Origin of the sequence: Mesonia algae, from assembly GCF_003253545.1 — a bacterium.
Taxonomy (GTDB): Bacteria; Bacteroidota; Bacteroidia; order Flavobacteriales; family Flavobacteriaceae; genus Mesonia; species Mesonia algae.
On record NZ_QKYV01000009.1, the window covers coordinates 41,867 to 68,651 of the forward strand.

A 26,785-nucleotide genomic window follows, 5' to 3' on the forward strand; every position below is an offset into this window, starting at 1 on the left:
TAATGTATTTCTTAATTTTGACAAAATATAAACAAATTATTAATAACGTTTTAATTTATGAAAAAAATAATTTTTGTATTAAGTGCTTTAGCTTTAATTGCTTGCCAAGATGCTAATAAAAAGGAAAATACTTCAGGAGAAGTTGAGAAAGAAAACACAAACGAAATTATAGCAAGTGCAGAGGTTACTTATGCTAATTTTGGAGAGAATATAGATAAAGAAGGGGGTTTATCTGCATCAGAAATGAAGGAGAAGTTTACTTCGATGAAGACTGGAGATACGGTAGAGGTAAAATTTAAATCTGAAGTTGATAAGGTTTGTAAAAAGAAGGGTTGTTGGATGACGTTAAAATTAGATGATTCTTTGAGCTCTTTCGTGCGTTTTAAAGATTACAGTTTCTTCGTTCCTTTGAACGCAGAAAACAGAGAAACTATTGTAGAAGGAAAAGCCTTTGTAACAGAAACTTCTATAGAAGAACTTCAGCATTATGCTAAAGATGCTGGAAAATCTGAAGAAGAAATTGCTGCAATAACAACACCTAAAGTAGAATATGCTTTTATGGCAACAGGGGTTTTAATGGAAGAGCCTAGCCAAGAATAAGTATGAAGAAAGCGTTCTACATTCTTTTTATATTGGCTTTAGTGGCTTGTAATCACAAGGAACAAAATAAAAAAAGTAAAGAAGAAAGTATTTCAAAAGAAGAGCCATTTCAGCTATATCAAATGTCTGAAATGGCTTCTTTTATGGAAAAAATGTATGCAGATCATAAGCGTATAAAAAGTCAAATTGTAGCTGGAGAAAAAGTAGATACTTTAAACTTTGAGCCAACAAAGCTTTTTTATGCTAGAATGACAGACAGCACCGATAATGATATTTTTTATCAAGAAAAAGCAAAGCTGTTTGTAGAATATGAAGAACAACTAATAAAAGACTCGCTTTCTCAAAAAGAAATTTACAATAAAGCGGTTAATCTTTGCATTAGTTGTCACCAAATAAAATGTACGGGGCCTATCCCACGAATTAAGAAACTGCTTATTCGCTAAATTGTGAAAAGAGAAATAATGACCACGGCAGATGGTTCTACCACCATCCATTTACCCGATTGGAATGAACAGTATCATTCTAAACACGGAGCTATTCAAGAAGCCTATCACGTGTTTATAAAAATGGGGCTTTCTCATATTCCCATTACGACCAACGCACTACATATCTTAGAAATTGGTTTTGGTACGGGTCTAAATGCACTTATTACTTGCTTAGAAGCCAAAAATCAAAATCGAAAAATTGACTATTGTGGTGTAGAAGGTTACCCGGTATCTCAAGAAGAAGTCTTACAACTTAATTATGCTACTGCTTTAGATCACGCTTCCGCGGAAGCGTACTTTAAAACCATGCATGCAGGAAAATGGGAAGAGAAATTATTAATTCATGAGAACTTTCAATTGATCAAAGAAGAAAAAATGTTTGATAAAATTGAAAATAAAAATGAATTCCACCTTATTTATTTTGATGCTTTTGGAGCAAGAGTACAACCAGAATTATGGGAGGTTTCTATTTTCAAAAAAATGTATGAAGCTTTAAAAAATCAAGGAGTTTTAGTTACTTATGCTGCTAAAGGTAGTGTAAGAAGAGCTATGCAAGACGTAGGTTTTACGGTAGAAAGATTAGAAGGTCCACCTGGAAAACGGGAAATGCTAAGAGCGACGAAAAACAATTGATAAACAAATCATAAATTTCATTTTTGGCTGTTAAACCTATATTAAACATAGGATGTTCACGCTTACAATTTACTACTTTCAAAATAAAAAATGAAGATATTAATTACTGGGGCGACAGGGCTAATAGGATCTTCTATCACACAGCTTTGCTTAGAGAAAAACTATCAAGTTCATTACCTTACCACCAGTAAGGAAAAGATAGAACACTCTAAAAACTATAAGGGATTTTATTGGAACCCTAAAGAAAATGAAATTGATGCTAATTGTATTGAGGGCGTAGATAAAATTATCAACCTCGTAGGAGCGAGTGTTTCTAAGCGATGGACGCAAAAGCAGAAAAAGAAAATTATAGATAGCCGAGTAGATTCTGCCAATGTACTTTACAATTTGTTAGCCTCCCAAGAAAATAAGATTACACAAATAGTATCTGCAAGTGCTATTGGGATTTATCCAGATAGTCTTACAAATCTCTATCACGAAGACAGTCCGCAAGTAGCCGATAATTTTTTAGGGAATGTAGTAGTAAAATGGGAACGAGCCGTCAATCAATTTGAATCACTCGGGATAGATGTAGCTAAAATTAGGATTGGTGTGGTTTTAGCTAAAAATGGAGGAGCATTAGAGAAAATGAAAGAACCTATAGAAAAAGGCTTAGGAGCACCTCTAGGAAGCGGAAAGCAGTGGCAATCGTGGATTCACATTAAAGACTTATCTAGAATATTTGTCTTTGCTTTAGAAAATAACTTAGATGGAGTTTTTAACGGCGTAGCTCCCAACCCTGTAAGTAATAAAAGATTTACCTATACGATTGCAAAAATATTAGATAAGCCGCTTTGGCTTCCGAATGTGCCAGCGTTTATGCTTAAATTAATCTTAGGAGAAATGTCTCTCATCGTATTGTCTAGCCAATTAGTAAGTAATAAAAAAATAGATACTCACGGGTTTAAGTATAGATATACGCATATTATTCCTGCATTAAAGAACCTATTAAAATAAAAAAAGCCACAATTTTAAATTGTGGCTTTTCTATAAATTTAAAAAAAGATTAAGCTTTTTTAGCTTGTAGCATAAAAGTAATCTCAATTTCGTCATTTACGAATTTGTCTTTTAAATCGTCAAAAACAGATTTAGAACCGTAGTTTACATTCCAGTCTGTTCTATCAATTGTAAAAGGCTCACTTTCTATTTTTAAAGTAGACTGATCGTCATTCATAGAATAAGTAACAGGAATCTCTACGTTTTTAGAAGTACCTTTTAAAGTTAAGTTTCCAGACAACCAATTCTTACCCTCTTTTTCTGTTAATTTAGTAATTTCAAAAGTAGCTTCTGGGTGCTTTTCTACGTTAAAGAAATGATCTTCTTTCCCTTCAGCAGTTCCTTTTAAATGACCTTCTAAGCTAGCTTTTTGATCACCTTCAAGATCGGTTACTGTAATAGAAGTCATATCAATTACAACTGTACCACTTTCTAAATCTTCTCCCATAGTAGAAAACTTACCTTCTTTAACCATTAAAGTTCCTGTATGGTTTTCGCTTGGTTTAGATCCAACCCAATCAATTTTAGAGTTAGCAGCGTCAATCATAAAAGTTTGTGCTTCTTCAGTAGCTTCTACTACTTCTTCAGCATCGTTAGCTTTAGTTTCATTCTTTGCTTCATTTTTACAAGAAACAGTAGTAAAACCGATGAAAGCTACTAGCATTGCATTTAAAAATACTTTTTTCATGTGTAAGATTTTGAGTTATTTAATTTGCGGCAAATTTAAATGAAGAGCATCAATTCAAATCATAAAAAAATATTAAAAAAATACTGGTGACATTTTGACATTTTTACAACAATGGCAGTAGATTTGCCATTATGTTTGAAAAATTTAGAAAATCGATGAGTAAAGATAAAGAATCACAGGCAAAAGAATCTTTGAAAGATCAAGTAGAAGAGACTTTAGATCAGGCAATTGAAGATGTTGAAAATCAAGAAGCTTCCGCGGAAGCAGAAGAAGAGCAACTGTCTGAAGAGGAGAAACTTAAACAAGAAGTAGAAAAAGAGAAAGATAAGTTTTTACGTCTTTTTGCTGAATTTGAAAACTATAAGCGTAGAACAAGTAAAGAACGTATAGAGCTTTTCAAAACAGCAGGTCAAGAAGTAATGCAATCTATGCTCCCTGTATTAGATGATTTTGATAGAGCATTGGTTGAAATCCAAAAAACCGAAGACAAAAACTTGCTTACAGGTGTAGAGTTAATCAGTAATAAACTAAGAGAAACTCTTAAGAGTAAAGGATTAGAGCCTATCGCTGTTAAAGCTGGAGATAAATTTGATGCAGATTTACATGAAGCAATCACACAAATCCCTGCTCCAGATAAGAAAATGAAAGGTAAGATTGTTGACGTAGTAGAAAAAGGATATACCTTAGGAGAAAAAATTATTAGATATCCAAAAGTAGTAACTGGTAAATAAGGTATCTCATAAAAATTAAATTTGATGAAAGAAGATTATTACGACATATTAGGAATTAGCAAAGGCGCTACTGCAGCAGAAATTAAAAAAGCATATCGCAAAATGGCGGTAAAGTATCATCCCGATAAAAATCCAGATGATACCAAAGCCGAAGACATGTTTAAGAAAGCTGCAGAAGCTTATGATGTTTTGAGCAACCCTGACAAAAAAGCACGTTACGACCAAATGGGTCACGCTGCATTTGATGGTTCTGGTGGCTTTGGCGGTGGAGGAAGCATGAATATGGACGATATCTTTAGTCAGTTTGGCGATATCTTTGGCTCAGCCTTTGGTGGCGGAGGCGGAGGTTTTGGAGGCTTCGGTGGAGGTCAACGTCGCGCTAAAGGAAGTAACTTACGTATTCGTGTAAAACTTACCTTAGAGGAAATTGCTACCGGTGCCGAGAAAAAAATAAAAGTTAAAAGAAAAGTTCAAGCAGAAGGGACTACATATAAAACCTGTTCTACCTGTAATGGTATGGGGCAAGTAACCCGAGTAACCAACACTATTCTTGGGAGAATGCAAACAGCAGCTCCTTGTAATGTATGTGGAGGATCTGGACAAATGATCGATAAAAAACCTGCCGATGCAGATGCTCAAGGTTTAAAAGTTCATGAAGAAACAGTTTCTATAAAAATTCCACCAGGAGTAGTAGAAGGAATGCAGTTAAAAGTTTCTGGTAAAGGAAACGATGCACCAGGTAACGGTATTGCAGGAGATCTATTAGTAGCCATTGAAGAAAAAGAACACGATCAATTACAACGTGAAGGAGATAATTTACATTACGATCTTTACGTAAGTTTTTCTGAAGCAGCCTTAGGAGCATCTAAAGAAATACAAACAGTAAATGGTAAAGTAAGAATCAAAATAGAACCAGGAGTTCAAAGTGGTAAAATTTTACGCTTACGCGGAAAAGGAATTCCAAGCATTAATGGTTATGGTAAAGGAGATTTATTAGTTCACGTAAATGTATGGACTCCTAAAACCTTATCTAAAGAACAAAAAGAGTTTTTTGAACAAATGAGTGGTGATAGTAACTTTGAGCCAAATCCTGAAAAAAGCGATAAATCATTTTTTGAAAAAGTTAAAGATATGTTTTCATAAGTTAATTTATTAACAAAATTTTATATATATTTGAATATCACTATTTAATTATAGTGGTATTTTCTTTTTCATAGCAATTTTTTTCCCACCCTTATTTCCGCTAGATTTAAGGGTGGGTTTTGTATTTTAAAAGACTTCAGTTTTGTTACCTTTATCCACTCAAAAGCAACTATGAAGAATTTACTCGTAGCACAAAACGTGTCAAAATCATACGGAGATTATAAAGCGATAAATAATCTTTCTATAGAAGTGCCAGAACAAAGTATATTTGGACTCTTAGGGCCAAATGGAGCTGGTAAAACCACTTTTATAAGAATCATCAATCAAATTACAATGCCAGATACTGGTAAGGTATTACTAGATGGTCAGCCTTTGCAGCCTAGTGACGTGCAACATATTGGTTACCTGCCAGAAGAGCGTGGTCTATATAAAAGCATGAAAGTAGGAGAACAGGTATTGTACTTAGCTCAATTAAAAGGGCTTTCTAAAAAAGAAGCTACTTCTAGACTAAAATATTGGTTTGATCGATTGGAGATTGGGGATTGGTGGAACAAAAAAATACAAGAGCTTTCTAAAGGCATGGCTCAAAAAATTCAATTTATTGTTACGGTAATTCATCAACCTAAATTATTGATTTTTGACGAACCTTTTAGTGGTTTTGACCCCGTTAATGCTAATTTAATAAAAGATCAAATACTTCAGTTAAAAGAAGACGGTGCAACCATTCTATTTTCTACTCACCGTATGGAAAGCGTAGAAGAGCTTTGTGATTATATGGCACTCATCCATAAGTCTAATAAAATGTTAGATGGAAAAGTGGCCGATATTAAGAAAGATTTTAGGTCTAATACCTACCAAGTAGGAATAAGTCCGCGGCAGCGAAATGAAATGTTAGAGAATTTAAACCATCATTTTGAAGTAACTCCTGCGCATTATCACAGTATTCACGAAGATGTAAAACTTCATATAAAAATTCCTGAAAATTCGAGCGCTAACGATTTGCTTCATCATTTAATTACACTCGGTCAAGTCAATCATTTTGTAGAAGTAGTACCTTCTGTAAACGATATATTTATTAAAACTGTAGGACAACATGCGTAACCTTAAATTAATTATAAAGAGGGAGTATTTAGCAAGAGTAAGAAATAAAACTTTTGTGGTTATGACATTTTTAAGCCCTGTGATTATGGTGGGTATGATTATGTTAATCGCATACCTTACGAGTTTAAATAACGACGAAGAAAAAATTATTGGTGTGCACGATGTTACCAATATGGTTTTTGATGAACTTCAAGATAAAAAAAATACCGTATACCTTAATTTTTCTGATTTAGAATTAACCACAGCCATAGATTCGGTAGATAAAAAAGAATATTATGGGTTGCTTTATATTCCCGCAGGCAAAACAGATGAAGAGATTGCCAGTCATATCGAGTTCTTTGCACAAGAAGCTCCCAGCAACTTTTTCTTATCGGATTTGGAACAGAAAATAAGCAATGTGCTTACCGATAGAAAATTAGAAAGCACTGGAGTAAATTTAGCGACTATAGATAATGCTAAAGCGAAAGTAAACATTAAAATGGAAAACTTTTCGGGAGAAGCTACCTCTAAAATGGCAAGCTATGTGAAAATGTTTTTTGGCGGAGCAGCAGGCTATTTATTGATGATGTTTATTATTATTTATGGTAATATGGTCATGCGCAGTGTGATTGAAGAAAAAACAAACCGAATTATAGAAATTATTATTTCTTCGGTCAAGCCGATTCAACTAATGTTGGGGAAAATTTTGGGAACCAGTTTTGCAGGAATTACTCAGTTTGTCATATGGATTATATTCGGAAGCATTCTTTTATTTTCTGTCACTGCCATTTTTGGGATAGAAAGTACTTCTATTCAAGGGGAGGCTGCGGCGAATTCTGTAAATCCAGATGAAATACAATTATTGGTAAATGATGTTCTTCAACTCCCATTGGCGAGTATTATTGTAGCTTTCTTGGTCTATTTTATTGGAGGCTACTTTTTATATAGTTCGATTTATGCAGCCATAGGCGCTGCTGTAGATAGTGAAACCGATACGCAACAATTTATGTTTCCTGTCATTTTACCTTTAATGTTAGGGATTTATGTAGGCTTCTTTTCGGTAGTAGAAAATCCACATGGTATTGTGGCAACTATATTTTCGTACATACCGCTTACATCACCTATCGTAATGTTAATGCGTATTCCATTTGGGGTTGCTTGGTGGGAAGTTCTTATCTCTTTAGGTATTTTGTTTGCTTCGGTATTTTTAGTCATTTGGATGGCAGCAAAAATATATCGTGTTGGTATTCTAATGTATGGAAAAAAACCAACCTATAAAGAATTATTTAAATGGTTAAAATATTAATAAAATATACGAAATAGCGTCAAATATAAGTTAATGCTTTAAAGAGTCTGTTGTAAATACCTATATTGGGTACCAACTAACCACTTCAAAATTTATATGAAAAATTTCTTTAGAGCTAACAGTTTATTGCTGCTGCTGTTTTCTACCTGTCTATTTGGGTTGAAAGCACAAACTACAGATCTTGCAAGAATAGAATATATGCGAGTTCCGTTTAGCGATGGCGATCAGTCTTTAAATAGATTTAGAGCTTTAATACAAGCTCCCATTCCTATAAAGGATGACTACCTCATTTTTGGAGCGGAATATCGCAAATTAGATTTAGACTTTAGAGAGGACGTTCCCTTCAACAGAGAAAGAATTAAATCTACACAAAGAATAGAAGCTTCTTTAGGATACGTAAAAAAGCTTAAAAACACCAATTGGCGAATTGCAGGAAAGGGAGGCGTAAGAATTGCATCTACTTTAAATACCAGTTTAGGGAAAGACGACTTTATCTATATGGGAGCACTGTACGCTATTAATGATGTAAATGAAAGAAACGAAGAAGGTGCAGTAATAGGAAAACCATATAGGTTAATTTTAGGTTTGGTTTATAGCACGACTCCAGGGAGGAACTACCCCATCCCGTTAGTAAATTATTTTAGAAAAATAAACGAAACTTGGTCGTATACAGTAGGAGTTCCAAAAACTTTAATAAGATATACATTTAACGAAAAAAACCACCTGCAGGCTTTTGCCACTTTAGATAATTTTTTCGCCAATATTCAAGATAATGTTAGAATTCCAAATAACGATAGGGTAGGCGAAAATATTTCTATGACCAACGTAGTACTAGGGCTGGGTTACGAGTTTTATTTTACAGATCACTTGCAGTATTACCTTTATGCAGGACATACGGTATACAACGAATATAGAATTAGAGATAACAATAGAGAAGATGTGTACGTTATAGAAAACGACAATACTTTTTACATAAGAACAGGAATAAAATTTAAAATATAGATGCCTAAAATTTTAATAATCGAAGACGAAGCTGCCATACGTAGAGTATTGGTGAAGATTTTATCAGAAGAAAGTAAAACCTATGAGTTAGCTGAAGCTGAAGATGGTCTTGAGGGAATAGAAAAAATAAAAGATCAAGATTACGATTTGGTACTTTGTGACATCAAGATGCCAAAAATGGATGGTGTTGAAGTGCTAGAAGCTATTAAGAAAATAAAACCAGAAATTCCTATGGTTATGATTTCGGGTCACGGTGATTTAGACACTGCCGTGGAAACGATGAAAAAAGGTGCTTTTGATTACATTTCAAAACCGCCAGATTTAAATAGGTTATTGAATACCGTTAGAATTGCTTTAGACCGAAAAGAACTAGTCGTAGAAAACCAACGATTAAAGAAAAAAGTAGGTAAGAACTATCAAATGATTGGTGATTCTCCAGAAATAGAGAAAATCAAAGAAATGATAGAGAAAGTAGCTCCTACAGAAGCTCGAGTACTTATCACAGGAGACAACGGAACGGGAAAAGAGTTGGTAGCTCATTGGCTACACCAAAAAAGTAATAGATCTAAAGGAAACATTATAGAGGTGAATTGTGCTGCTATACCGGCAGAACTCATAGAAAGCGAACTATTTGGTCACGTTAAAGGTGCTTTTACATCCGCTAATAAAGACAGGGCAGGAAAGTTTGAGGCTGCTAACGGAGGAACCATTTTCTTAGATGAAATAGGGGATATGTCGCTTTCCGCGCAAGCGAAAGTATTGCGAGCTTTGCAAGAAAACAAAATTCAACGTGTTGGGAGTGATAAAGATATAAAAGTAGATGTAAGGGTAATTGCAGCGACCAATAAAGATTTAAAAGAGGAAATTAAAGAAAAGAACTTTAGAGAAGATTTATACCATCGTTTAGCGGTAATTCTCATAGAAGTACCTCAGCTTAACGATAGAAGAACAGATATTCCTCTGTTGATTTCTTATTTTGCTGAAAAAATAGCCAAAGAACAAGGTACTGCTGTGAAAAGCTTCTCCAAAGAGGCTTTAGAACTCTTAAAAGAATATGACTGGACAGGTAACATTAGAGAGTTGAGGAATGTGGTAGAGCGCTTAATTATATTAAGCACCACACAAACTATAGATGATAAAACAGTAAAATTATTTGCAGGTAAATAAACTGCAATTTCATCCTAATAAAAACTGAAATCATTACGGAGATTACAAGCTTTGTTTAAGAAAATGTGATTGATCAAAAACCTAAAATTATTACATCTTTCGTGGGCGTGTAATAGTTGGTTAATTCAGATTTTGAATATTAGTTTTTCTCAAGCTAAAACTTTTTATTAATGAACCGAATCTCTATACTACAAAATTATTTTTCTACTGAAAAAATTAATTAGTGCGCTCATTTAAAACAGTGGTAGGTTGTGAGCGCTAGGCAAATGTTGCGTTATCCTTAATCTTGGTTTTGATTATCCAACATTAGGACAAGTTATTTGGTGAATTTATCTTCTTGTGTAGTAGGGTCGTATTTCATAAAATACATGGTTTTCCCATCCTCTCGATTCCATGTATGAAACAAGTTAAATCCAAATTTTTGATAAACAATTGTGTTTCTTCGGGTTTGTGTTTCTGCATAAAGAGGTAAATTGTATAAGTGCGCACGACGTAGAAATTCATCCTTCATCTCTTTACCCACTTGGGTGTCAGCACCGCGAGCATCTTTAGAAATTCCCCAAAACCAACAATATAAATAATCTTCGTTATCGGGACGTTGATTTTTTATGTATTTCTGGTTTTTTAAAATAGTCAACACATTTTTAAAACCAGTTACATTGAGCACCAGTTTAATATTTTCAAAGGTTTCTTTAAAAAAACTGGTTTTACTTTTACTCTTGCGTAAAACAATAGCAATACCCATTTTATTAGAAGAAAGAATCAATGCATCGTTATCGATAGCTTTTTCAACCATATGTTGGGCCAAATATTTAAAACGAGCATCACGATCCCCACCTTTTTTAACAATCTGCATCGATGCCGGTGTTTCTTTTAAAATTTCGGCAACACGATTTATGATAACTTCTTTATTCAATGTGAAAATTTTAGGGCGCTAAGATAAAAAAATAAAGTGTCTTAAAGATTGTATATTTAGGTTTCTAATCCATATTTATGATGAAAGATATTAAAAGCAATCAGTTTAGGGTCAATCAACCTATCAAAATAAAAGAAGTAAGTACTTCATTTTCGCTTAACGCGGAAGAAAAAACAATAAAAAGGGAACTTAAGAACACTAGAAAAGCCTTAGCCACATGGCAAGATAAACTTTACGCACACGGTAAATATTCGGTATTGGTTTGTTTACAAGGAATGGATACTTCAGGAAAAGATAGTTTAATACGAGAGGTGTTTCAAGGCTTTAACTCTAGAGGAGTAGTAGTGCATAGTTTTAAAACACCTTCAAAAAAAGAATTACGGCACAATTACTTATGGAGACATTATATTGCTTTACCCGAAAGAGGGAAATTCGGAGTGTTTAACAGGACTCATTATGAAAATGTATTGATTACAAGGGTTCACCCCGAATATATTTTGGGAGAAAAAATACCCCACATTCATAGTTTAGAAGATATAGATGAAGAATTTTGGGAAACTAGAATGGAAGAAATTAAAAATTTTGAAAAGACACTAGTTCAAAATGGCACTATTATTTTTAAGTTTTTTCTCCACATTTCTAAAGAAGAACAGAAAAACCGACTTCTTAGACGATTGCAAAAACCAGAGAAAACCTGGAAATTTTCTCCAGGAGATTTAGAAGAACGAAAACTATGGGAAGAATATCAAAACTGCTATGAAAAAGCAATCAATAAAACCTCTACAGAGAACGCACCCTGGTATATAATCCCGTCAGACGATAAAGATACCGCGCGGTATTTGGTAGCAAAAATATTACAAGATAAACTGCAAGAATATGTAGACGTACAAGAACCAACCGTAGAACCAAAGGTTTTAGAACATTTACAACACTATATAAATGAATTGTCTAATGAGTAACAAACATTATTAACAAACTTTTATAGAGGGCTCTTCTTACACAAAAAAGTTTAAAATTATATTTGATAAAAATATTAGGCTATGGCAATTATTGGATCTATCATTAAAAAAGTTATTGACGTGACGGGCAGCATTTCTACCGAAGTAAATGCAGCTGAAAGTCAGGTGAAAGTTTTAAAACAATTGCTAGAAAAAGCGCAAGACACTTCCTTTGGTAAATTTTATAACTTCTCAAGTATTTTAGAATCAGAAGATGTGGTAAAAACTTTTCAAGAGAAAGTTCCTTATTTTGATTACCATACTTTAAATGAACGTTGGTGGAGCCAGTTGCACGAAGGTAGCGAAGATATTACCTGGCCAGGTTCTCCAAGTTATTATGCCTTAAGTTCGGGTACTACAGGGAAAACCAGCAAAAGAATTCCGGTAACAGAAGAAATGATAGATGCCATTCGCCAAGCAGGAATTAAACAAGTTACCGCGCTTTCTAATTTTGATTTGCCATCAGATTTTTTTGAGAAGGAAATTATGATGTTAGGGAGTTCAACCAATTTAAAAGAACACGAAGGACATTTAGAAGGCGAGATAAGCGGTATAAGTGCGAGTAATATTCCTTTTTGGTTTAGAGGATATTACAAGCCAGGAGAAGATATTGCAAAGATAGATGACTGGGATGAACGTATAAAACATATTGCCGAAAATGCTAAGAATTGGGATATTGGCGCTTTAAGCGGAATTCCTTCTTGGATGGAATTGATGTTAAAAGAAGTGATTGCTTACCATAAAGCTGCTCATATTCACGAAATATGGCCCAATTTGCAAGTATATACTTCTGGAGGAGTCGCTTTTGAGCCTTATGAAAAAAGTTTTAATGCCTTGTTGGGTAAACCTATAACGGTGATCGATACCTACTTAGCTTCAGAAGGATTTATCGCTTTTCAAAACAGACCTGAAACACACGCTATGAAATTAGTGGTAGATAACGGAATTTTCTTTGAATTTGTTCCCTTTCATCCAGATTATATTCAGCAAGATGGTTCATTAACTGAAGATGCTCCTGTACAAACTATCGATGAGGTAGAAGAGGGAAAAGACTATGTATTGCTAATGAGTACGGTCGCTGGAGCTTGGCGTTATATCATTGGAGATACGATTGCATTTACCGATAAAGAGAGAGCCGAAATCAAAATTACAGGAAGAACTAAATTTTTCCTCAACGTGGTGGGTTCTCAACTTTCAGTAAATAAAATGAACGACGCTATCAAAGACTTAGAGGATATATACGATATACAGTTGCCAGAGTTTACAGTAGGAGCAATTAAAATTGAAAATGAGTTTTACCACCAATGGTATTTAGGTTCAGACAGTGAATTAAATGTCAGTGAAGAAGAACTGGCCAATAAGTTAGATGAAAGTCTAAAAAATGCCAATAAAAACTATAGAGTGGCTAGGGGAAAAGCATTGAAAGGGGTAAAAGTCAAAGTTCTACCGCTAAACACTTTTTACGAATGGAGTGGAGCCAATAAGAAAAAAGGCGGACAAGTAAAGATGGAAAAAGTGATGAAAGAAGAAAAATTAAAAGAATTTCAAGCCTTTATAGAGAACCTATAAAGCAGATTTTTCTAATTCTTTATCAACTTCTTCTTCTGTTTTTTTAGCACCAAGCGTATTTACTAACTCCATAATTTCTTCGGGAGACATATATAAACGCTTTATACGTGCTTTATACTCAGGAGAAATATGGCTGTTATTTAAAATAAAATCTTTAGTGGCTAAAATGTATTTATGCATACCATGTTGCACAGCATAGGTATCGGCAGCGCGTTCTACTTCTTGAATATGCGCAGAAGAAAATAAGTACTTTAATCCAAAAATAAGCATTCCAAAAGTACTGCGATCTTTATAATCCATCACGTGACCTAATTCGTGACCAATCCACCCAGTAAGCACATCTTTGTCCATATCGGTAATCTTGTATTCCTCTTGTTCAATATGAAATTTATTACTAATTAAAATAATATACTCCCTTTTATGTTTCGGCATAAAAAAACTTTTATACTTGGGTTGAGCCTGCATAGTAGATTTTTTAATGCTTTTTTTAAACTGAAAAGTAATAGGAACATCCTTCAATTCAGGATAAAAAGAAAGTGCTTTTTCAACTTCAGGCAAGATAACTTTAGGAATAACTTTGTTAGTGTACAAATCGGTTTTTATTTTTTCAGTAAATTATTCAATTCATCTCCATTTTTTATTAAAGTCATCATAAAACTTATTTCAAAACTATATAAGGTTGCACATATTTAAAATATCTTTGCCCAAAATCTAGCAAGTTGCAACTATCTAATTATACCAAGGAGTTTAAGAAAAATCTAAACATTGCTTTTCCTGTAATGATGGGGCAGTTAGGCCATGTTTTAGTAGGATTGGCAGATAATATTATGGTAGGGCAATTAGGGGCCGCGCCATTGGCTGCAGTTTCATTAGGAAACAGTTTGGTATTTATAGCGCTTTCTATAGGTATAGGTTTTAGTTTTGCTATTACCCCGCTTATTGCAGAGGCAGATGGAGCAAATGATATTGAAAAAGGACGTTCTTTTTTTCAACATGGGATTGTGATGTGTTGCCTTAACGGAATTCTACTTTTTCTATTACTATTAGCGTGTAAACCCTTATTGTATCATTTAGGTCAACCTGAAGAAGTGGTCAACCTTGCGATGCCATATATAGATATAGTTGCTTTTTCATTAATACCATTAATGATTTTTCAAGCTTTTAAACAGTTTGGCGACGGGCTTTCACAAACTAAGTATGCGATGTACGCTACGATTATAGCCAACCTAGTTAATGTGCTTTTTAATTATTTGCTAATTTACGGGGTTTGGATTTTTCCTCGTTTAGAATTAGAAGGAGCGGCAATAGGGACTTTGATTTCTCGAGTATTTATGCTCTTTTTTCTCTTCTATATTTTAAAATCGAAGAAAAAATTCGCCACCTATTTTGTATGGGCCAAAAAATCACTTCAAAAGAAAGTATTTAAACGTTTGTGGGATTTAGGTTTTCCTACAGCTTTACAAATGTTATTTGAAGTAGGAATTTTTACCGCTTCTATTTTCTTAGCAGGAACCTTAGGAACAAACCCTCAAGCGGCTAATCAAGTGGCGCTCAATTTATCCTCCATGACATTTATGATTGCGGTAGGGATAGGAGTTACGGCAACTATACGTGTGGGTAATCAAAAGGGGATGGGGAACTTTAAAGAATTAAGAAGAATTGCTATCTCTACCTTTCTGTTGGTTTTTTTCATAGAAGCGATATTTGCAATTGGCTTTATTTTGCTAAAAGACCTCTTGCCTCTAATTTATATCGATAATGCCGAAGTTATCTTTTTAGCCTCACAACTGTTAATTGTAGCGGCATTATTTCAATTGAGTGATGGCTTGCAAGTAGTAATTTTAGGTGCTTTACGCGGATTGCAAGATGTACGTATGCCAACGATGATTTGCTTTATTTCCTATTGGATTATTGGTTTCCCAATCTCTTATTATTTAGGGAAAGCAGAAGCCTTAGGAAGTATGGGAATTTGGTTAGGACTTTTGGCAGGTTTATCTGCTTCGGCAATAATGTTGTATATTCGGTTTACTTATCTTAGTAAAAAAATGATTCAACATGCTACCATAGCACCTAAAATGTAAAAAGATGAAAAAGCCAGATTTCAGTAATTTAAAGGCAATTTATATTAATTGTACCTTAAAAAAATCCCCGCAAAAAAGTCATACCTCTAAACTTATTCAGGTTTCTAAAGAAATTATGGGAAAAGAAAATGTGAGTGTAGAAGAAATCCGATTAATAGATCACGATGTAGCTACGGGAGTATATCCTGATATGACCGAACACGGATGGGAAAACGATGAATGGCCAGCCTTATTTGAAAAAATAATGGATGCAGATATTTTGGTTGTAGGAACACCTATTTGGCTAGGAGAGAAATCTTCTATATGTCAAAAACTTATCGAACGTTTATATGCTATGAGCGGAAAAACAAATGATAAAGGACAATATGTTTTTTATGGAAAAGTAGGAGGTTGTATTATCACAGGAAATGAAGATGGAGTAAAACATTGTGCTATGGGTATTTTATATTCCCTGCAACACGTAGGTTATTCTATTCCGCCTCAAGCAGATTGCGGTTGGATTGGTGAAGTAGGACCAGGCCCTAGTTATGGAGACACCGAATGGAAAGGAGAAAAAAAGCAACCTCCAGTAGGTTTTGATTCTAGTTTTACCAATAGAAATACTACCTTTATGACTTATAATTTGCTTCATTTAGCAAGTACACTAAAACAGCAAAACGGATACTCCAATTACGGAAATTCTCGAGAAAAATGGGACGATGGCTCTCGTTGGGAATTTGAAAATCCTGAGTATCGTTAAGAAAAATAAATAAAACTATCAAAATTAAATATTACCGCCCTTTATGGAATTCCCAAAATACTTATTAGCCGATAACACCGATTTTCCTGATGCTATTTTTGTAGTACATACTCAGTTTCCTCGTTTTATCATCAATTTACAAGATGATGAGGTAGAATGGCTGGAAGATTTTGATGCTAACGATGAAAAAGAATTGGCTAGTGAAGCGGAAATTTTAATTGAAGAAGCGTCTCAATTCTATGATCGTGAAGTAGAACGTTACCAAGATTAGTTGTTATGGATGAGTTAATGCAACTAGATGAAGAATTATTTATATTTCTTAATAATCTAGGAACAACTACTTGGGATGGTTTTTGGCTTTTTATTACCGATAAATTAGCTTCTATTCCTTTATATGCGGTTTTACTTTACCTGCTTTATAAAAGCTACGGCTTAAAACCTACGCTAGTTATTTTAGTATTGGTAGCAGGAATGATTACCTGTACCGATCAATTAGCCAACGTGTTTAAACACGGATTTCAACGACCCCGACCTTGCCAAGAAGATTTTATAGAACAAGCGCGTTATATCGCGGTGCGTTGCGGTCGATATGGTTATTTCTCAGCTCACGCAGCAAGCAGTACCGCTCTGGCTATTTTTATAGGCTTGCTTTTAAAGCGTTTTTATAAATATATTTTTGCCTTTATGCTTATTTGGGCATTGGTGGTAAGTTATAGCCGCATTTACGTTGGCGTGCATTATCCAGGTGATGTTTTGACAGGAATAGTAATTGGGACTTTAATTGGCGTAATATTTTATCAGCTTTTTAAATTTATTAACTATAAATATTTTAAAACACAAAACCCAACCGTTTAAGGTTGGGTTTTTGATTACAACTCCTTGGCTTTATTCAGCAAATAACTAGCCGCTTCAAAAGGCGTGGTTTTATTATTTTCTATGGCTGTTAATTGTTGTTGTAAAGCTATTTTTATTTTGGGTTGATTATAAAAATTGCTTTTTAGATGTTCGTTGATGGTTTGTAACAACCAGAATTTGTTTTGTTCTTTTCGGTTATCGTAAAAATAATTATTGGCTTGCGTAGAGCTTACATAACTTTCTATCATTTTCCAAATTTCATCAATCCCTTGGTTGTGCAACGCACTGCTCAATAAAACTTTGGGTTTCCATTCACTGTTTTTAATGGGATAGAGGTGAAGAGCTTTTCTAAACTCAGATTTTGCACGTTCGGCAGGGCGTTTATTTTCTCCATCGGCTTTATTGATGACAATGGAATCTGCCATTTCCATAATACCTCGTTTTATGCCTTGCAATTCGTCTCCCGCTCCGGCTAACTTTAGCAACAAAAAGAAATCGGTCATACTATGCACCATGGTTTCACTTTGACCTACGCCTACGGTTTCGATTAAAATCGTATCGAAACCTGCAGCTTCACATAAGATGATAGATTCTCGGGTTTTTTGTGCGACTCCGCCCAAAGAATCACCAGAGGCAGTCGGTCGTATAAAAGCATCTTCTTGTTTTACCAATTCTTCCATACGGGTTTTATCGCCCAAAATGCTTCCGTGAGAAACGCTACTGGTAGGATCTACCGCAAGTACGGCTACTTTTTTACCATGTTTTTCGATGAGGTAATTCCCGAAAGCTTCAATAAAGGTACTTTTTCCTACGCCAGGAACACCTGTAATTCCAATACGTACCGATTGGTTGGCGTGTGGTAGGCAACCTTCAATTAGAGTATTGACTTGATCGTTATGTTTTACATTCTTACTTTCTATTAAAGTGATCCCTCTGCTTAGTGCGGTTTTGTTTCCGTTAAGGATGTCTTGTAATAACTGATCAATATCTAGTTTTTTCTTCCGTAAAGCTTTAATTTTTTCAGCACTTTTTTGCCCGATGCTGTTTGGAGTAGACGGACTTTCATTTTCGCTTAAAGCGGATTTATTTTTAGGTGCTGCCATAGGAAAAAATATTTAGGACAAATTTATGAATTCATTTTTGAAAAGCGTACGATTCCTTTCTATCTTGAAATTATAAATTAACTGATAAAAATAGAATAAAATGAAAACTTTTTATACCGCAAAAGCAACTGCTGAAGGTGGACGTTCTGGAAGCGTTAAAACGGATGATGGAAAAATAGATATGAACTTGAGTGTCCCTAAAGATATGGGAGGTGATGGTGGAGAAGGAACCAATCCAGAGCAATTTTTTGCATCGGCATACTCTGCTTGTTATGGTAGTGCTTTACAATCTATCGCAGAAAAAGAAGGAGTTGATATGGGGGATTTTAGCGTAACAGCATCGGTAAGTATTGGGAAAACCGAGAAAGGAAACTATCAATTGGCTGTGATTTTAGATTCTTACATTCCTGGAGTAGATGTTGAAACAGGAGAAGATTTGGTGAATAAAGCACACGAAGTTTGTCCGTTTTCTAGAGCTACTAGAGATAATATTGATGTAACGCTTAACTTACTTTTAGAAGAGTAATACAGTTTACATTCAAGAAAAAGCCCAAGATATTAAATCTTGGGCTTTTTTATTTCACTAAGTTATGGCATTTATACTTCGGTAGTGGTATCTACACTCCTAGATTTATTAAAAGGAATGGCTATAAAAGTTTTATCCCAGGTTAAAAAAAGCATGTGCATTTCTTGTTGTCGGTCAAAATAAATGGTAAACTGTTCGGTCACATTTAATTTTTCACGAGCAGGCACTTCTATAGTTAATGCGTCATAATCAGGATCGCGAGCAGCATCCTCAGTGGTGAGGTCAATACCCCAGGCGTACATTTTTTTATTAAAGATTACTTTCCAAGAATCTTTGTTAGGGATGGTCCATAAAGTGTATTCTCCTGCTTCCAACAAAGATCCATCAACCATAATATCTTGATTCACCTTAAAAGTGGTCGCTTCATTCGCTCCAGTTCGCCATACTTTATTATAAGGAACAAGGTTTCCAAAAATCTCTCTCTCCTTTTTATAAGGACGGTTGTAAAAAACATTCACTTTAAGATTATCGTGTCTATAGGTAATGGTTTCCTCTGGACTTAAAGATTTGGTTTGGTTCTTCACAATGTAAAAACCAATAGTTCCACCTAATATTAAAACGATGAAGAAGGTAATGGCGTATCTAAACTTTTTCGACATTTTTTTATTTTAAAGATAAAATTATTCAGCAAAATTGCAACAAAAAGAATTAAGTTTCGTCTTTATAAATGAATAGCAACTAACCAGAATATTTTGTTACAAACTGAACTCATAGAAGCTTGTCGGAAAAACGACAGAAAAGCGCAAATGAAGCTCTATAATAAGTATTGTGATGCCATGTATTATGTCGCTTTTCGGTTTTTAAAAAATTCTTTTGAAGCCGAAGAAGCCATGCAGGAGTCTTTTATACAGGCTTTTGTAAAACTGCATCAGTTTACAGGAGAGGTGACTTTTGGCGCTTGGCTTAAGCGTATCGTGATCAATAAAAGTATTGATATGCTAAAAGCTAAAAAAATGAATTTTACGGCGATCAACGAGCAAACCTTGGGGACAGTAGAAGAAGACAATAACTGGAATATTAATGACGATATCACCATCGATCAGGTGAAAAGTGAAATTGAAGAATTGCCAGAACGTTACAAATATCCTATGATGCTGTTTTTAATAGAAGGATATGATCACGATGAAATTTCAGAAATCTTAGGAATTACTTCGGTTTCATCGAGAACGCTGGTACATAGAGGAAAGAAAAAATTACAACAAAAATTAAAACATTTATATAATGGCACAGGATCTTAGAGAGTTAATGAATCAAGAAAAATATTCTGCCCAGAGACCTACGTTGCCACAGGGACACGAAAAGAGATTTTTAAATCTTTTGGAAGAAGAATTACCAGAAGAGAAAAAAAGCACCTCTTATTTATGGATGAAAATAGCAGCAGTTCTTGTGGTGGTGTTAGCAACAGGTTTCTTTTTGAAGAATCAGCTTATAACAACGAGTCCGGTGGTACCTATGGTCACCCAGACTCCTACGCAAAGTGTGGAAGCTACTCCTATATATTTAAGTGACGTTTCTCCACAATTTAAAAAAGTAGAAGATTATTACTTGGCTAATATTAATGCAGAATTAGCACAACTCACAATTACCGATGATAATAAAGAGCTTATCGATTCTTTTATGCTGCAGCTAGAAGGATTAGATAAGGAGTATACGCGTCTCAATGAAGAAATTGATGAATCAGGTATTAATGAAACCTCTGTCAATTCTCTCATCAATAACCTAGAGTTAAGGTTGGAGTTGCTATTTAAACTTAAAAGTAAATTAAGTGAAATTAAGCAAGCTTCTAGAGAGAGTATACAAGGAGTGAACATATAAAAAAAAGCAATGATGAACAATAAATTAAAAATCATTTTAGGAACCTTAAGTTTTGTGTTCTTAGGATATGGTGCTGTGGCACAAGAAAAAGTAGAGAAGCTCACAGAGTCCTACAAAGTCGATAATGAATCTACCGTAAAGTTAGATACCAAACATACCAACGTAGTTGTAGAAACTTGGAATCGAAATACGATAGATGTAGAAGCTTATGTAGAAGCCGATGAGCTTTCTAAAGAAGAAGTAAAACAAATTGCCAAAGAATGGAAGATTCAAGTATTGGGGAATAGCAATGGGGTTTCAGTCATTTCAAGAGGGCCTATTCCTAATTTTGGTCCGGGGTTAAGAAATCATCCACAATCTATGCCTATGGCTAGTTTAAAAGGCTTAAATAGTGAATTGATCGAACCCTTAATGGTTAATTTAGTAGGGCCTATGTTAGAGAAAATGGGAGATGTAAAGTTGCCAGCGCGTTTTTATGAAAGTATGAGCGGTTTAAAATTTGATTATGAAGCATATCAAAATGAGGGCGAAGATTATATTGAGAAATATGAAGCCCAAGTGGAGAAGAGTTTTGGGAAAGATTTTGAAAAAGCCATGGAAGAGTGGGGGAAAAACTTTGAACAGAATGCAGAAGTATGGTCCAAACAATTAGAAGCTCGAATGAATAATTTTGAAAAAACTCACGGAGCTGCTATAGAAAAGTGGGGAGAGAATTTTGGTAAAGAAATGGAGAAATGGGGAGAGCAATATGGTGCGAGGATGGAAGCTTGGGCACAACAGTTTGATGAAAATGGAGGAAACCTAAAAAAGCAAGTCGTAGTTCACCCTAACGGAAATAAATCTACCACCGTAACCTACTCTAGCGGAAACATGATTCGACCTAAATCTATGGCAGATAACAATAGTATAAGAAGAACCATTGTTATTAAAATGCCTAAAGAAGCGGTATTGCGTATGGACATTCGTTATGGAGATGTAGATTTACAAGACGATGTTTCTCATTTAAATGCTTCGGTTTCTCATGCTAATTTTAAAGCTCAAGGGATATTAGGGAAAGATAATAAGCTAAATATCGCTTATTCTCCGCTTAAAATAGAACATTGGCAACACGGGAGTATACAAATGAACTACGTAAAAGAAAGTAAGATTAATAAAGCTAAGAGTATTAAAATTGCTTCTAACGGGAGTGATGTTAATATAGGAACCATTGAGGAGACAGGGATTATCTCGGGGTCTTTTGGAGAATTAAATATTAAAAATGTAAGTGATGATTTTGCTCAATTAGATATTAGTTTAGAGAACAGCGATTTGGTTTTGAGTCTGCCTAAATCTTCCTTTAACTTTACTTACAATGGCTCTAGAAGTGATATAAGAATTCCAAATCAATTAACAACAAAGAAAATGGATAGCTACGGAAATCAACTGATTAATGGTTATCATAAATCTAGAAACACAGATAGTAATATTATGATTAACGCTAAGTTTAGTGACTTGGTGATTAAGTAAAAGTGCCTATTGTCATACACCTAAAATTTTTCTGCTAAGAAGTTTGGTAAAGGTGCTTTATAGAAATAGTTTTGTCTTTTAGACAAGACTATTTTTATTTGTAGCAACCTTAGAATTTATGAATTTCAACGCTTACCTGAATTCGCTTACGCCAGACTTTACTCCAATAGTTAATCATAAGACCTTAGCGGATTATATACCGGTCGATTTGTCTATTTGTCAATCCGCTTTAAAAGAGGTAGATACGAGCTCTTCTAAAGTTTTTCAAGATTACCTCACACAGTACTTAATCAGTCACGATAAAAAAGTGGCTTATGGAGGGTATTTAGAAGAACGTAACTTATATGCGAGAAGCACTTATTTTACTTCCGATAAGGAAAACAGTAGAAATATTCATTTGGGTGTAGATGTTTGGTGTCCTGCAAATACGCCAGTTTTACTTCCGTTAAACGGAAAAATACATAGCTTTAAAAACAACCAAAATCATGGAGATTATGGACCAACTATAATTGTAGAACATTCATTAGAAGCACATAGGTTTTATACTTTATATGGCCATTTAACATTAAGCTCCCTTAACGGAATACAAACTGGAGACGTTTTAGAAAAAGGAAGTGTTGTAGGGTATTTGGGAGATGCTAGCGTTAATGGTGATTATGCTCCGCATCTACATTTTCAGATCATACGAGATTTAGAAGGAAATAGAGGAGATTATCCAGGAGTTTGTGCTGTTAAAGACCTAGCTTTTTATACAGAAAACTGCCCTAACCCTAATTTACTTTTAAAATTACCTTAAGCCTTATTTCTTTTTGGTTTTTAAAAATAGAGAAACAATTGCAGCGGTAACAACTCCCATCGCTAAAGCTCCAAAAGCAGATTGAATCATATACGATTTTAGATTAAAGTAGTTTCTGGCCGCTTTTTCGGTCATACGCTCTTGATCGACCACATAGGCGATCACATTATTAAAATAATCGGGAGTAATGATGGTAGAAACAATATACTGGACAAGCGGAGCTAATAGAGCAATTAAAACCGACATAATCCCTCCAGAAATTAAGCCTTGTTGCCAACTCATAATGCCTTGGTAGTATTCTTGTTTTTTCTCTCTTATCGCTAAGTAAAAAATAATAATATATGGGATGGCAATCAAATTGGTGTAAATCGCATGTTGCGAAATGTGCTTACCGTGAAGACCTACATTTTTTTCAAGAAACATCCATAATAAAGTAACTATACTAAAAATAATAGCCCACTTGATCTCAGTTTTAAAATTTTTCATGCGATAATAAGATTAAGCCTCAAAAATAAGAAAATCCCAATCATTTCGATTGGGATTTTTTTAAACCTTAAATAAAAATTGAGGATTAAGCATCGGTAAGCACCCATTCTCCTTTTTCGATAAGGGGAATAGCTTGTTTGTATTTAACAGATTTGCTTTCACCCGATCTTACATTTTTAATCGTCACTTTATCGTTTCTACCAATTTTAGGCTGATCTCTAACAATAGTTTCGGTAACAGGTTGCTGCTGACTAGCCTGTTCTCCTGCAGCTCTATTTTGTGCTGCTCTTTCATCCATATTAGGAATATCTTCTTTACTGGTTTCTAGTCTTTCTTTAGGCTTTTCTTCTCTAGCTTCTTGAATTTGTGTTTGCTGCTGCGGAATTTCACCTTTAAATAAGAATGAGATCACTTCTTTATTCACTTCATCCAACATGCCTTTAAACAACTCAAAAGCTTCAAACTTATAAATTAATAAAGGATCTTTTTGTTCGTGCACTGCCAACTGAACACTTTGCTTTAACTCATCCATTTTTCTTAAGTGAGTTTTCCAAGCATCATCAATAATAGCTAACGTAATATTCTTTTCAAAGTCATTAACAAGTTGCTTACCTTCAGTCTCATAAGCCTTTTCTAGGTTCGTAGTAACCTGAAGTGTTTTTTGTCCGTCAGAGAAAGGAACTCCAATACGTTCAAACTTGTTTCCTTGCTGCTCGTACACTTGTTTAATTACTGGGAAAGCCATTTCAGCATTGCGCGTCATGCGTTCTTCATAATTAGCATAAGCAGCTTTGTATACTTTACCTGCTAATTCTTGAATTTTGAGTTTTTCAAATTCTTTTTCATCTACAGGAGAATCCATAGAGAAATAACGAATCAATTCAAATTCAAAGTTTTTAAAATCAGCTGCATTTTTATTGCTTTCTGTAATAGATTCCGAAATATCGAAAATCATATTGGCTAAATCTACACGAAGACGTTCTCCGAATAGCGCATGGTAACGACGTTTGTAAATGACCTCACGCTGAGCGTTCATAACATCATCATATTCTAATAAACGCTTACGGACACCAAAGTTATTTTCTTCTACTTTCTTTTGCGCTCTTTCAATCGATTTTGAAATCATCCCGTGTTGAATCACCTCTCCTTCTTCAAGTCCCATTCTATCCATCAACTTGGCGATACGTTCAGAACCAAATAAACGCATTAAATTATCTTCTAAAGAAACATAAAACTGAGAGCTTCCTGGATCTCCTTGACGACCAGCACGACCTCTTAACTGTCTATCTACACGTCTAGAATCGTGACGTTCTGTACCTATGATGGCTAGACCTCCTGCTTCTTTTACTTCTTTGCTTAATTTAATATCGGTACCACGACCTGCCATATTGGTAGCAATAGTTACAATACCAGATTTACCAGCTTCTTCAACAATATCGGCCTCTTTTTTATGCAGTTTTGCATTCAAGACATTGTGGGGTACATTTCTTAATTTAAGCATTCTACTTAATAATTCAGAAATTTCTACCGAAGTCGTACCAATTAATACAGGTCTTCCAGCTTGAGAGAGTTTGGTAACTTCTTCAATTACCGCATTGTATTTTTCTCTTTTGGTTTTGTAAACTAAATCTTCTCTGTCAAACCTAGCAATAGGACGGTTGGTAGGAATCTCTACCACATCTAATTCATAAATTTCCCAGAATTCTCCAGCTTCTGTTACTGCGGTACCTGTCATTCCTGAAAGTTTACCGTACATTCTAAAGTAATTTTGAAGCGTTACTGTAGCAAAGGTTTGCGTAGCATCTTCAATCTTTACATTTTCCTTAGCTTCAATAGCTTGGTGTAACCCATCACTATAGCGACGCCCGTCCATAATACGACCGGTTTGCTCATCTACAATTTTTACTTTATTATCCATGACCACATATTCGGTATTGTTTTCGAATAGGGTATAAGCTTTTAATAATTGTCTAAGCGTATGGATACGTTCACTTTTTACGCTGTAATCGCGGAAAAGCTCTTCTTTCTTTTCAACTTCTTCTTCCTTAGAAAGGTTTAATTTTTCAATCTTAGAAACTTCCATGCCAATCTCTGGCATGACAAAAAAGTCTGGATCTTCTTTTCCTGAAAGAAATTCCACCCCTTTATCGGTAAGGTCTATTTGATTGTTTTTTTCTTCAATTACAAAATACAATTCCGCGTCAACTTTTGGCATTTCGCGGTTGTTATCTTGCATATAGTGATTCTCTGTTTTTTGAAGCAATTGCTTAATACCGTCTTCACTTAAAAACTTGATTAAAGCTTTGTTTTTAGGCAATCCGCGGTAAACGCGTAGTAATAAGAATCCTCCTTCTTTAACATCTCCTGAAGCGATTAATTTTTTTGCTTCCGCAAGAACACCCACTAAATATTTACGTTGTACATCAACAATTTTAGAGATTTGAGGCTTTAATACATCAAATTCGTGCACATCTCCTTTAGGAACAGGTCCCGAAATAATTAAAGGCGTACGAGCATCATCAATCAATACAGAATCGACCTCATCGACAATGGCGTAATTATGAGGACGTTGAACCAAATCATTAGGAGAGTGGCTCATATTATCTCTTAAATAATCAAAACCAAATTCATTATTAGTACCGTAAGTAATGTCGGCATTATAGGCTTTTCTTCTGGCTTCAGAATTAGGTCTGTGGTAATCAATACAGTCTATAGAGATACCGTGAAACTGAAACAAAGGAGCCATCCAAGCACTATCACGTTTAGCTAAGTAATCATTAACCGTTACCAAGTGTACGCCTCTACCTGTTAGGGCATTTAGGTACATAGGTAGGGTCGCTACTAAGGTTTTTCCTTCTCCAGTATGCATTTCGGCAATCTTACCTTGGTGCATCGCAATACCCCCAATAAGTTGCACGTCATAGTGAATCATATCCCACTTTACTTGCTTTCCTGCAGCATCCCAAGTATTAGCCCATAGCGCTTTATCGTCTTGTAGACTTACGTATTCTTTAGTCGCAGAAAGTTCTCTGTCATATTCGTTAGCGGTAACCTCCAAGGTTTCGTTATGGAAAAAACGTTTAGCTGTTTCTTTAACGGTAGCAAAGGCTTCGGGAAGAATTTCGTTAAGTATAGCTTCAGAGGCTTCGTAAGCGTTTTTCTCTAAGCTATCTATTTGTGCGTATATATCTTCTTTTCTGGTAATATCAGTAGAAGATTCGGCTTCTTGTTTTAGGGTAGAAATTTCTTGGTTGATGCTTTCGGTAGCATCGGCAATTTTTTGTTTAAAAGCTGTGGTTTTTGCCCTTAATTCATCTAGAGATAGTTTTTCAAATTCTGCTTCTAAAGCTTTAATTTGGTTTACTATAGGTTGAATGGCTTTGACGTCTTTTTCTGACTTGTCACCAACAAATACTTTTAATACGGAGTCTAAAAAACCCATAATTTGTTTTTGATTTATTTATG

Annotated in this window: 28 protein-coding genes; 21 read left to right on the forward strand and 7 right to left on the reverse strand. The window is 34.7% G+C overall.

The genetic code is table 11. The features are described 5' to 3' along the window. Positions 1-57 precede the first annotated feature (57 nt). The 4 genes from LX95_RS13420 to LX95_RS13435 all read left to right on the forward strand — a co-directional run bounded on the left by LX95_RS13420 (position 58) and on the right by LX95_RS13435 (position 2,714). Positions 58-600 (forward strand): DUF4920 domain-containing protein, encoded by a 543-nt coding sequence (locus LX95_RS13420; protein ID WP_111541977.1) that lies wholly within the window; start codon positions 58-60, stop codon positions 598-600. A 2-nt stretch (positions 601-602) separates the two neighbouring features. After that, on the forward strand, positions 603-1,043 hold the full coding sequence (locus LX95_RS13425; RefSeq protein ID WP_111541978.1) for a hypothetical protein: 441 nt from the start codon (positions 603-605) through the stop codon (positions 1,041-1,043). Between the two features lie 3 nt (positions 1,044-1,046). Beyond that, a complete protein-coding gene (mnmD, locus tag LX95_RS13430) occupies positions 1,047-1,718 on the forward strand; it encodes a tRNA (5-methylaminomethyl-2-thiouridine)(34)-methyltransferase MnmD (RefSeq protein ID WP_111541979.1) in 672 nt (223 codons plus the stop codon). 90 nt (positions 1,719-1,808) lie between these two features. Further along, complete coding sequence (locus LX95_RS13435) at positions 1,809-2,714, forward strand: TIGR01777 family oxidoreductase (protein ID WP_111541980.1); 906 nt, start codon at positions 1,809-1,811, stop codon at positions 2,712-2,714. Positions 2,715-2,763: 49 nt separating this feature from the next. Here the strand turns inward: LX95_RS13435 and LX95_RS13440 are convergent, their stop codons facing one another. Beyond that, entirely contained in the window at positions 2,764-3,441 is a 678-nt protein-coding gene (locus LX95_RS13440; RefSeq protein WP_111541981.1) for a YceI family protein, read from the reverse strand. 131 nt (positions 3,442-3,572) lie between these two features. Here LX95_RS13440 and LX95_RS13445 point away from each other — a divergent pair, with 131 nt between their 5' ends. The 6 genes from LX95_RS13445 (at position 3,573) to LX95_RS13470 (ending at position 9,870) form a co-directional block, all read left to right on the forward strand. Continuing rightward, on the forward strand, positions 3,573-4,172 hold the full coding sequence (locus tag LX95_RS13445) for a nucleotide exchange factor GrpE (RefSeq protein WP_245924783.1): 600 nt from the start codon (positions 3,573-3,575) through the stop codon (positions 4,170-4,172). Between the two features lie 24 nt (positions 4,173-4,196). Next, the gene (gene dnaJ, locus LX95_RS13450; protein WP_111541983.1) at positions 4,197-5,315 is read left to right on the forward strand and encodes a molecular chaperone DnaJ; all 1,119 of its coding nucleotides are present in this window, start codon (positions 4,197-4,199) and stop codon (positions 5,313-5,315) included. 171 nt (positions 5,316-5,486) lie between these two features. Then, on the forward strand, positions 5,487-6,416 hold the full coding sequence (locus LX95_RS13455; protein WP_111541984.1) for an ABC transporter ATP-binding protein: 930 nt from the start codon (positions 5,487-5,489) through the stop codon (positions 6,414-6,416). Further along, positions 6,409-7,701 (forward strand): ABC transporter permease, encoded by a 1,293-nt coding sequence (locus tag LX95_RS13460; RefSeq protein ID WP_111541985.1) that lies wholly within the window; start codon positions 6,409-6,411, stop codon positions 7,699-7,701. Before LX95_RS13455 ends, LX95_RS13460 begins: the two co-directional genes overlap by 8 nt. A gap of 96 nt (positions 7,702-7,797) precedes the next feature. After that, on the forward strand, positions 7,798-8,703 hold the full coding sequence (locus LX95_RS13465; RefSeq protein WP_111541986.1) for a DUF6268 family outer membrane beta-barrel protein: 906 nt from the start codon (positions 7,798-7,800) through the stop codon (positions 8,701-8,703). Further along, on the forward strand, positions 8,704-9,870 hold the full coding sequence (locus tag LX95_RS13470) for a sigma-54-dependent transcriptional regulator (protein ID WP_111541987.1): 1,167 nt from the start codon (positions 8,704-8,706) through the stop codon (positions 9,868-9,870). Between the two features lie 316 nt (positions 9,871-10,186). On the opposite strand, the gene LX95_RS13475 is transcribed toward LX95_RS13470, so the two are convergent. Then, the gene (locus LX95_RS13475; RefSeq protein ID WP_111541988.1) at positions 10,187-10,786 is read right to left on the reverse strand and encodes a hypothetical protein; all 600 of its coding nucleotides are present in this window, start codon (positions 10,784-10,786) and stop codon (positions 10,187-10,189) included. 80 nt (positions 10,787-10,866) lie between these two features. On the opposite strand from LX95_RS13475, the gene LX95_RS13480 reads away from it, so the two are divergent. Together LX95_RS13480 and LX95_RS13485 are read left to right on the forward strand one after the other, a co-directional pair. After that, positions 10,867-11,745, forward strand: coding sequence for a PPK2 family polyphosphate kinase (locus tag LX95_RS13480; RefSeq protein ID WP_111541989.1), 879 nt, complete (start codon positions 10,867-10,869; stop codon positions 11,743-11,745). Positions 11,746-11,826: 81 nt separating this feature from the next. Continuing rightward, positions 11,827-13,353 (forward strand): GH3 family domain-containing protein, encoded by a 1,527-nt coding sequence (locus LX95_RS13485; protein ID WP_111541990.1) that lies wholly within the window; start codon positions 11,827-11,829, stop codon positions 13,351-13,353. Here LX95_RS13485 and LX95_RS13490 read toward each other — a convergent pair. Then, positions 13,348-13,944, reverse strand: a complete 597-nt coding sequence (locus LX95_RS13490) for a hypothetical protein (protein ID WP_111541991.1) — start codon at positions 13,942-13,944, stop codon at positions 13,348-13,350. The genes LX95_RS13485 and LX95_RS13490 overlap by 6 nt on opposite strands. 128 nt (positions 13,945-14,072) lie before the next feature. On the opposite strand from LX95_RS13490, the gene LX95_RS13495 reads away from it, so the two are divergent. The 4 genes from LX95_RS13495 to LX95_RS13510 are packed head-to-tail and all read left to right on the forward strand — an operon-like array spanning position 14,073 to position 17,028. After that, complete coding sequence (locus LX95_RS13495; protein ID WP_111541992.1) at positions 14,073-15,434, forward strand: MATE family efflux transporter; 1,362 nt, start codon at positions 14,073-14,075, stop codon at positions 15,432-15,434. A gap of 4 nt (positions 15,435-15,438) precedes the next feature. Continuing rightward, positions 15,439-16,173, forward strand: coding sequence for a flavodoxin family protein (locus LX95_RS13500; RefSeq protein ID WP_111541993.1), 735 nt, complete (start codon positions 15,439-15,441; stop codon positions 16,171-16,173). A gap of 43 nt (positions 16,174-16,216) precedes the next feature. Beyond that, positions 16,217-16,444 carry a hypothetical protein gene (locus LX95_RS13505; RefSeq protein WP_111541994.1) on the forward strand — a complete coding sequence of 76 codons (228 nt, stop codon included), beginning with the start codon at positions 16,217-16,219 and terminating at the stop codon, positions 16,442-16,444. A gap of 5 nt (positions 16,445-16,449) precedes the next feature. Beyond that, the gene (locus LX95_RS13510; protein ID WP_111541995.1) at positions 16,450-17,028 is read left to right on the forward strand and encodes a phosphatase PAP2 family protein; all 579 of its coding nucleotides are present in this window, start codon (positions 16,450-16,452) and stop codon (positions 17,026-17,028) included. 14 nt (positions 17,029-17,042) lie between these two features. On the opposite strand, the gene meaB is transcribed toward LX95_RS13510, so the two are convergent. Then, complete coding sequence (gene meaB, locus LX95_RS13515) at positions 17,043-18,131, reverse strand: methylmalonyl Co-A mutase-associated GTPase MeaB (protein WP_111541996.1); 1,089 nt, start codon at positions 18,129-18,131, stop codon at positions 17,043-17,045. 100 nt (positions 18,132-18,231) lie between these two features. On the opposite strand from meaB, the gene LX95_RS13520 reads away from it, so the two are divergent. Next, the gene (locus LX95_RS13520; RefSeq protein ID WP_111541997.1) at positions 18,232-18,657 is read left to right on the forward strand and encodes an organic hydroperoxide resistance protein; all 426 of its coding nucleotides are present in this window, start codon (positions 18,232-18,234) and stop codon (positions 18,655-18,657) included. Positions 18,658-18,728: 71 nt separating this feature from the next. Here LX95_RS13520 and LX95_RS13525 read toward each other — a convergent pair whose 3' ends face one another. Next, entirely contained in the window at positions 18,729-19,316 is a 588-nt protein-coding gene (locus tag LX95_RS13525; RefSeq protein ID WP_111541998.1) for a DUF2911 domain-containing protein, read from the reverse strand. Between the two features lie 147 nt (positions 19,317-19,463). Between LX95_RS13525 and LX95_RS13530 the strand changes: the two genes are divergently transcribed. From LX95_RS13530 to LX95_RS13545, 4 genes are all read left to right on the forward strand, one after another. Then, complete coding sequence (locus LX95_RS13530) at positions 19,464-19,955, forward strand: RNA polymerase sigma factor (RefSeq protein WP_111541999.1); 492 nt, start codon at positions 19,464-19,466, stop codon at positions 19,953-19,955. Then, complete coding sequence (locus LX95_RS13535) at positions 19,939-20,532, forward strand: hypothetical protein (protein WP_111542000.1); 594 nt, start codon at positions 19,939-19,941, stop codon at positions 20,530-20,532. Before LX95_RS13530 ends, LX95_RS13535 begins: the two co-directional genes overlap by 17 nt. 12 nt (positions 20,533-20,544) lie before the next feature. Continuing rightward, a complete protein-coding gene (locus tag LX95_RS13540) occupies positions 20,545-22,038 on the forward strand; it encodes a YggN family protein (RefSeq protein ID WP_111542001.1) in 1,494 nt (497 codons plus the stop codon). Positions 22,039-22,156: 118 nt separating this feature from the next. Beyond that, positions 22,157-22,834, forward strand: a complete 678-nt coding sequence (locus tag LX95_RS13545; RefSeq protein WP_111542002.1) for a peptidoglycan DD-metalloendopeptidase family protein — start codon at positions 22,157-22,159, stop codon at positions 22,832-22,834. A gap of 3 nt (positions 22,835-22,837) precedes the next feature. Here LX95_RS13545 and LX95_RS13550 read toward each other — a convergent pair whose 3' ends face one another. After that, complete coding sequence (locus tag LX95_RS13550) at positions 22,838-23,320, reverse strand: DUF4199 domain-containing protein (RefSeq protein ID WP_111542003.1); 483 nt, start codon at positions 23,318-23,320, stop codon at positions 22,838-22,840. A gap of 85 nt (positions 23,321-23,405) precedes the next feature. After that, a complete protein-coding gene (secA, locus tag LX95_RS13555) occupies positions 23,406-26,762 on the reverse strand; it encodes a preprotein translocase subunit SecA (protein ID WP_111542004.1) in 3,357 nt (1,118 codons plus the stop codon). Positions 26,763-26,785: the final 23 nt, after the last annotated feature.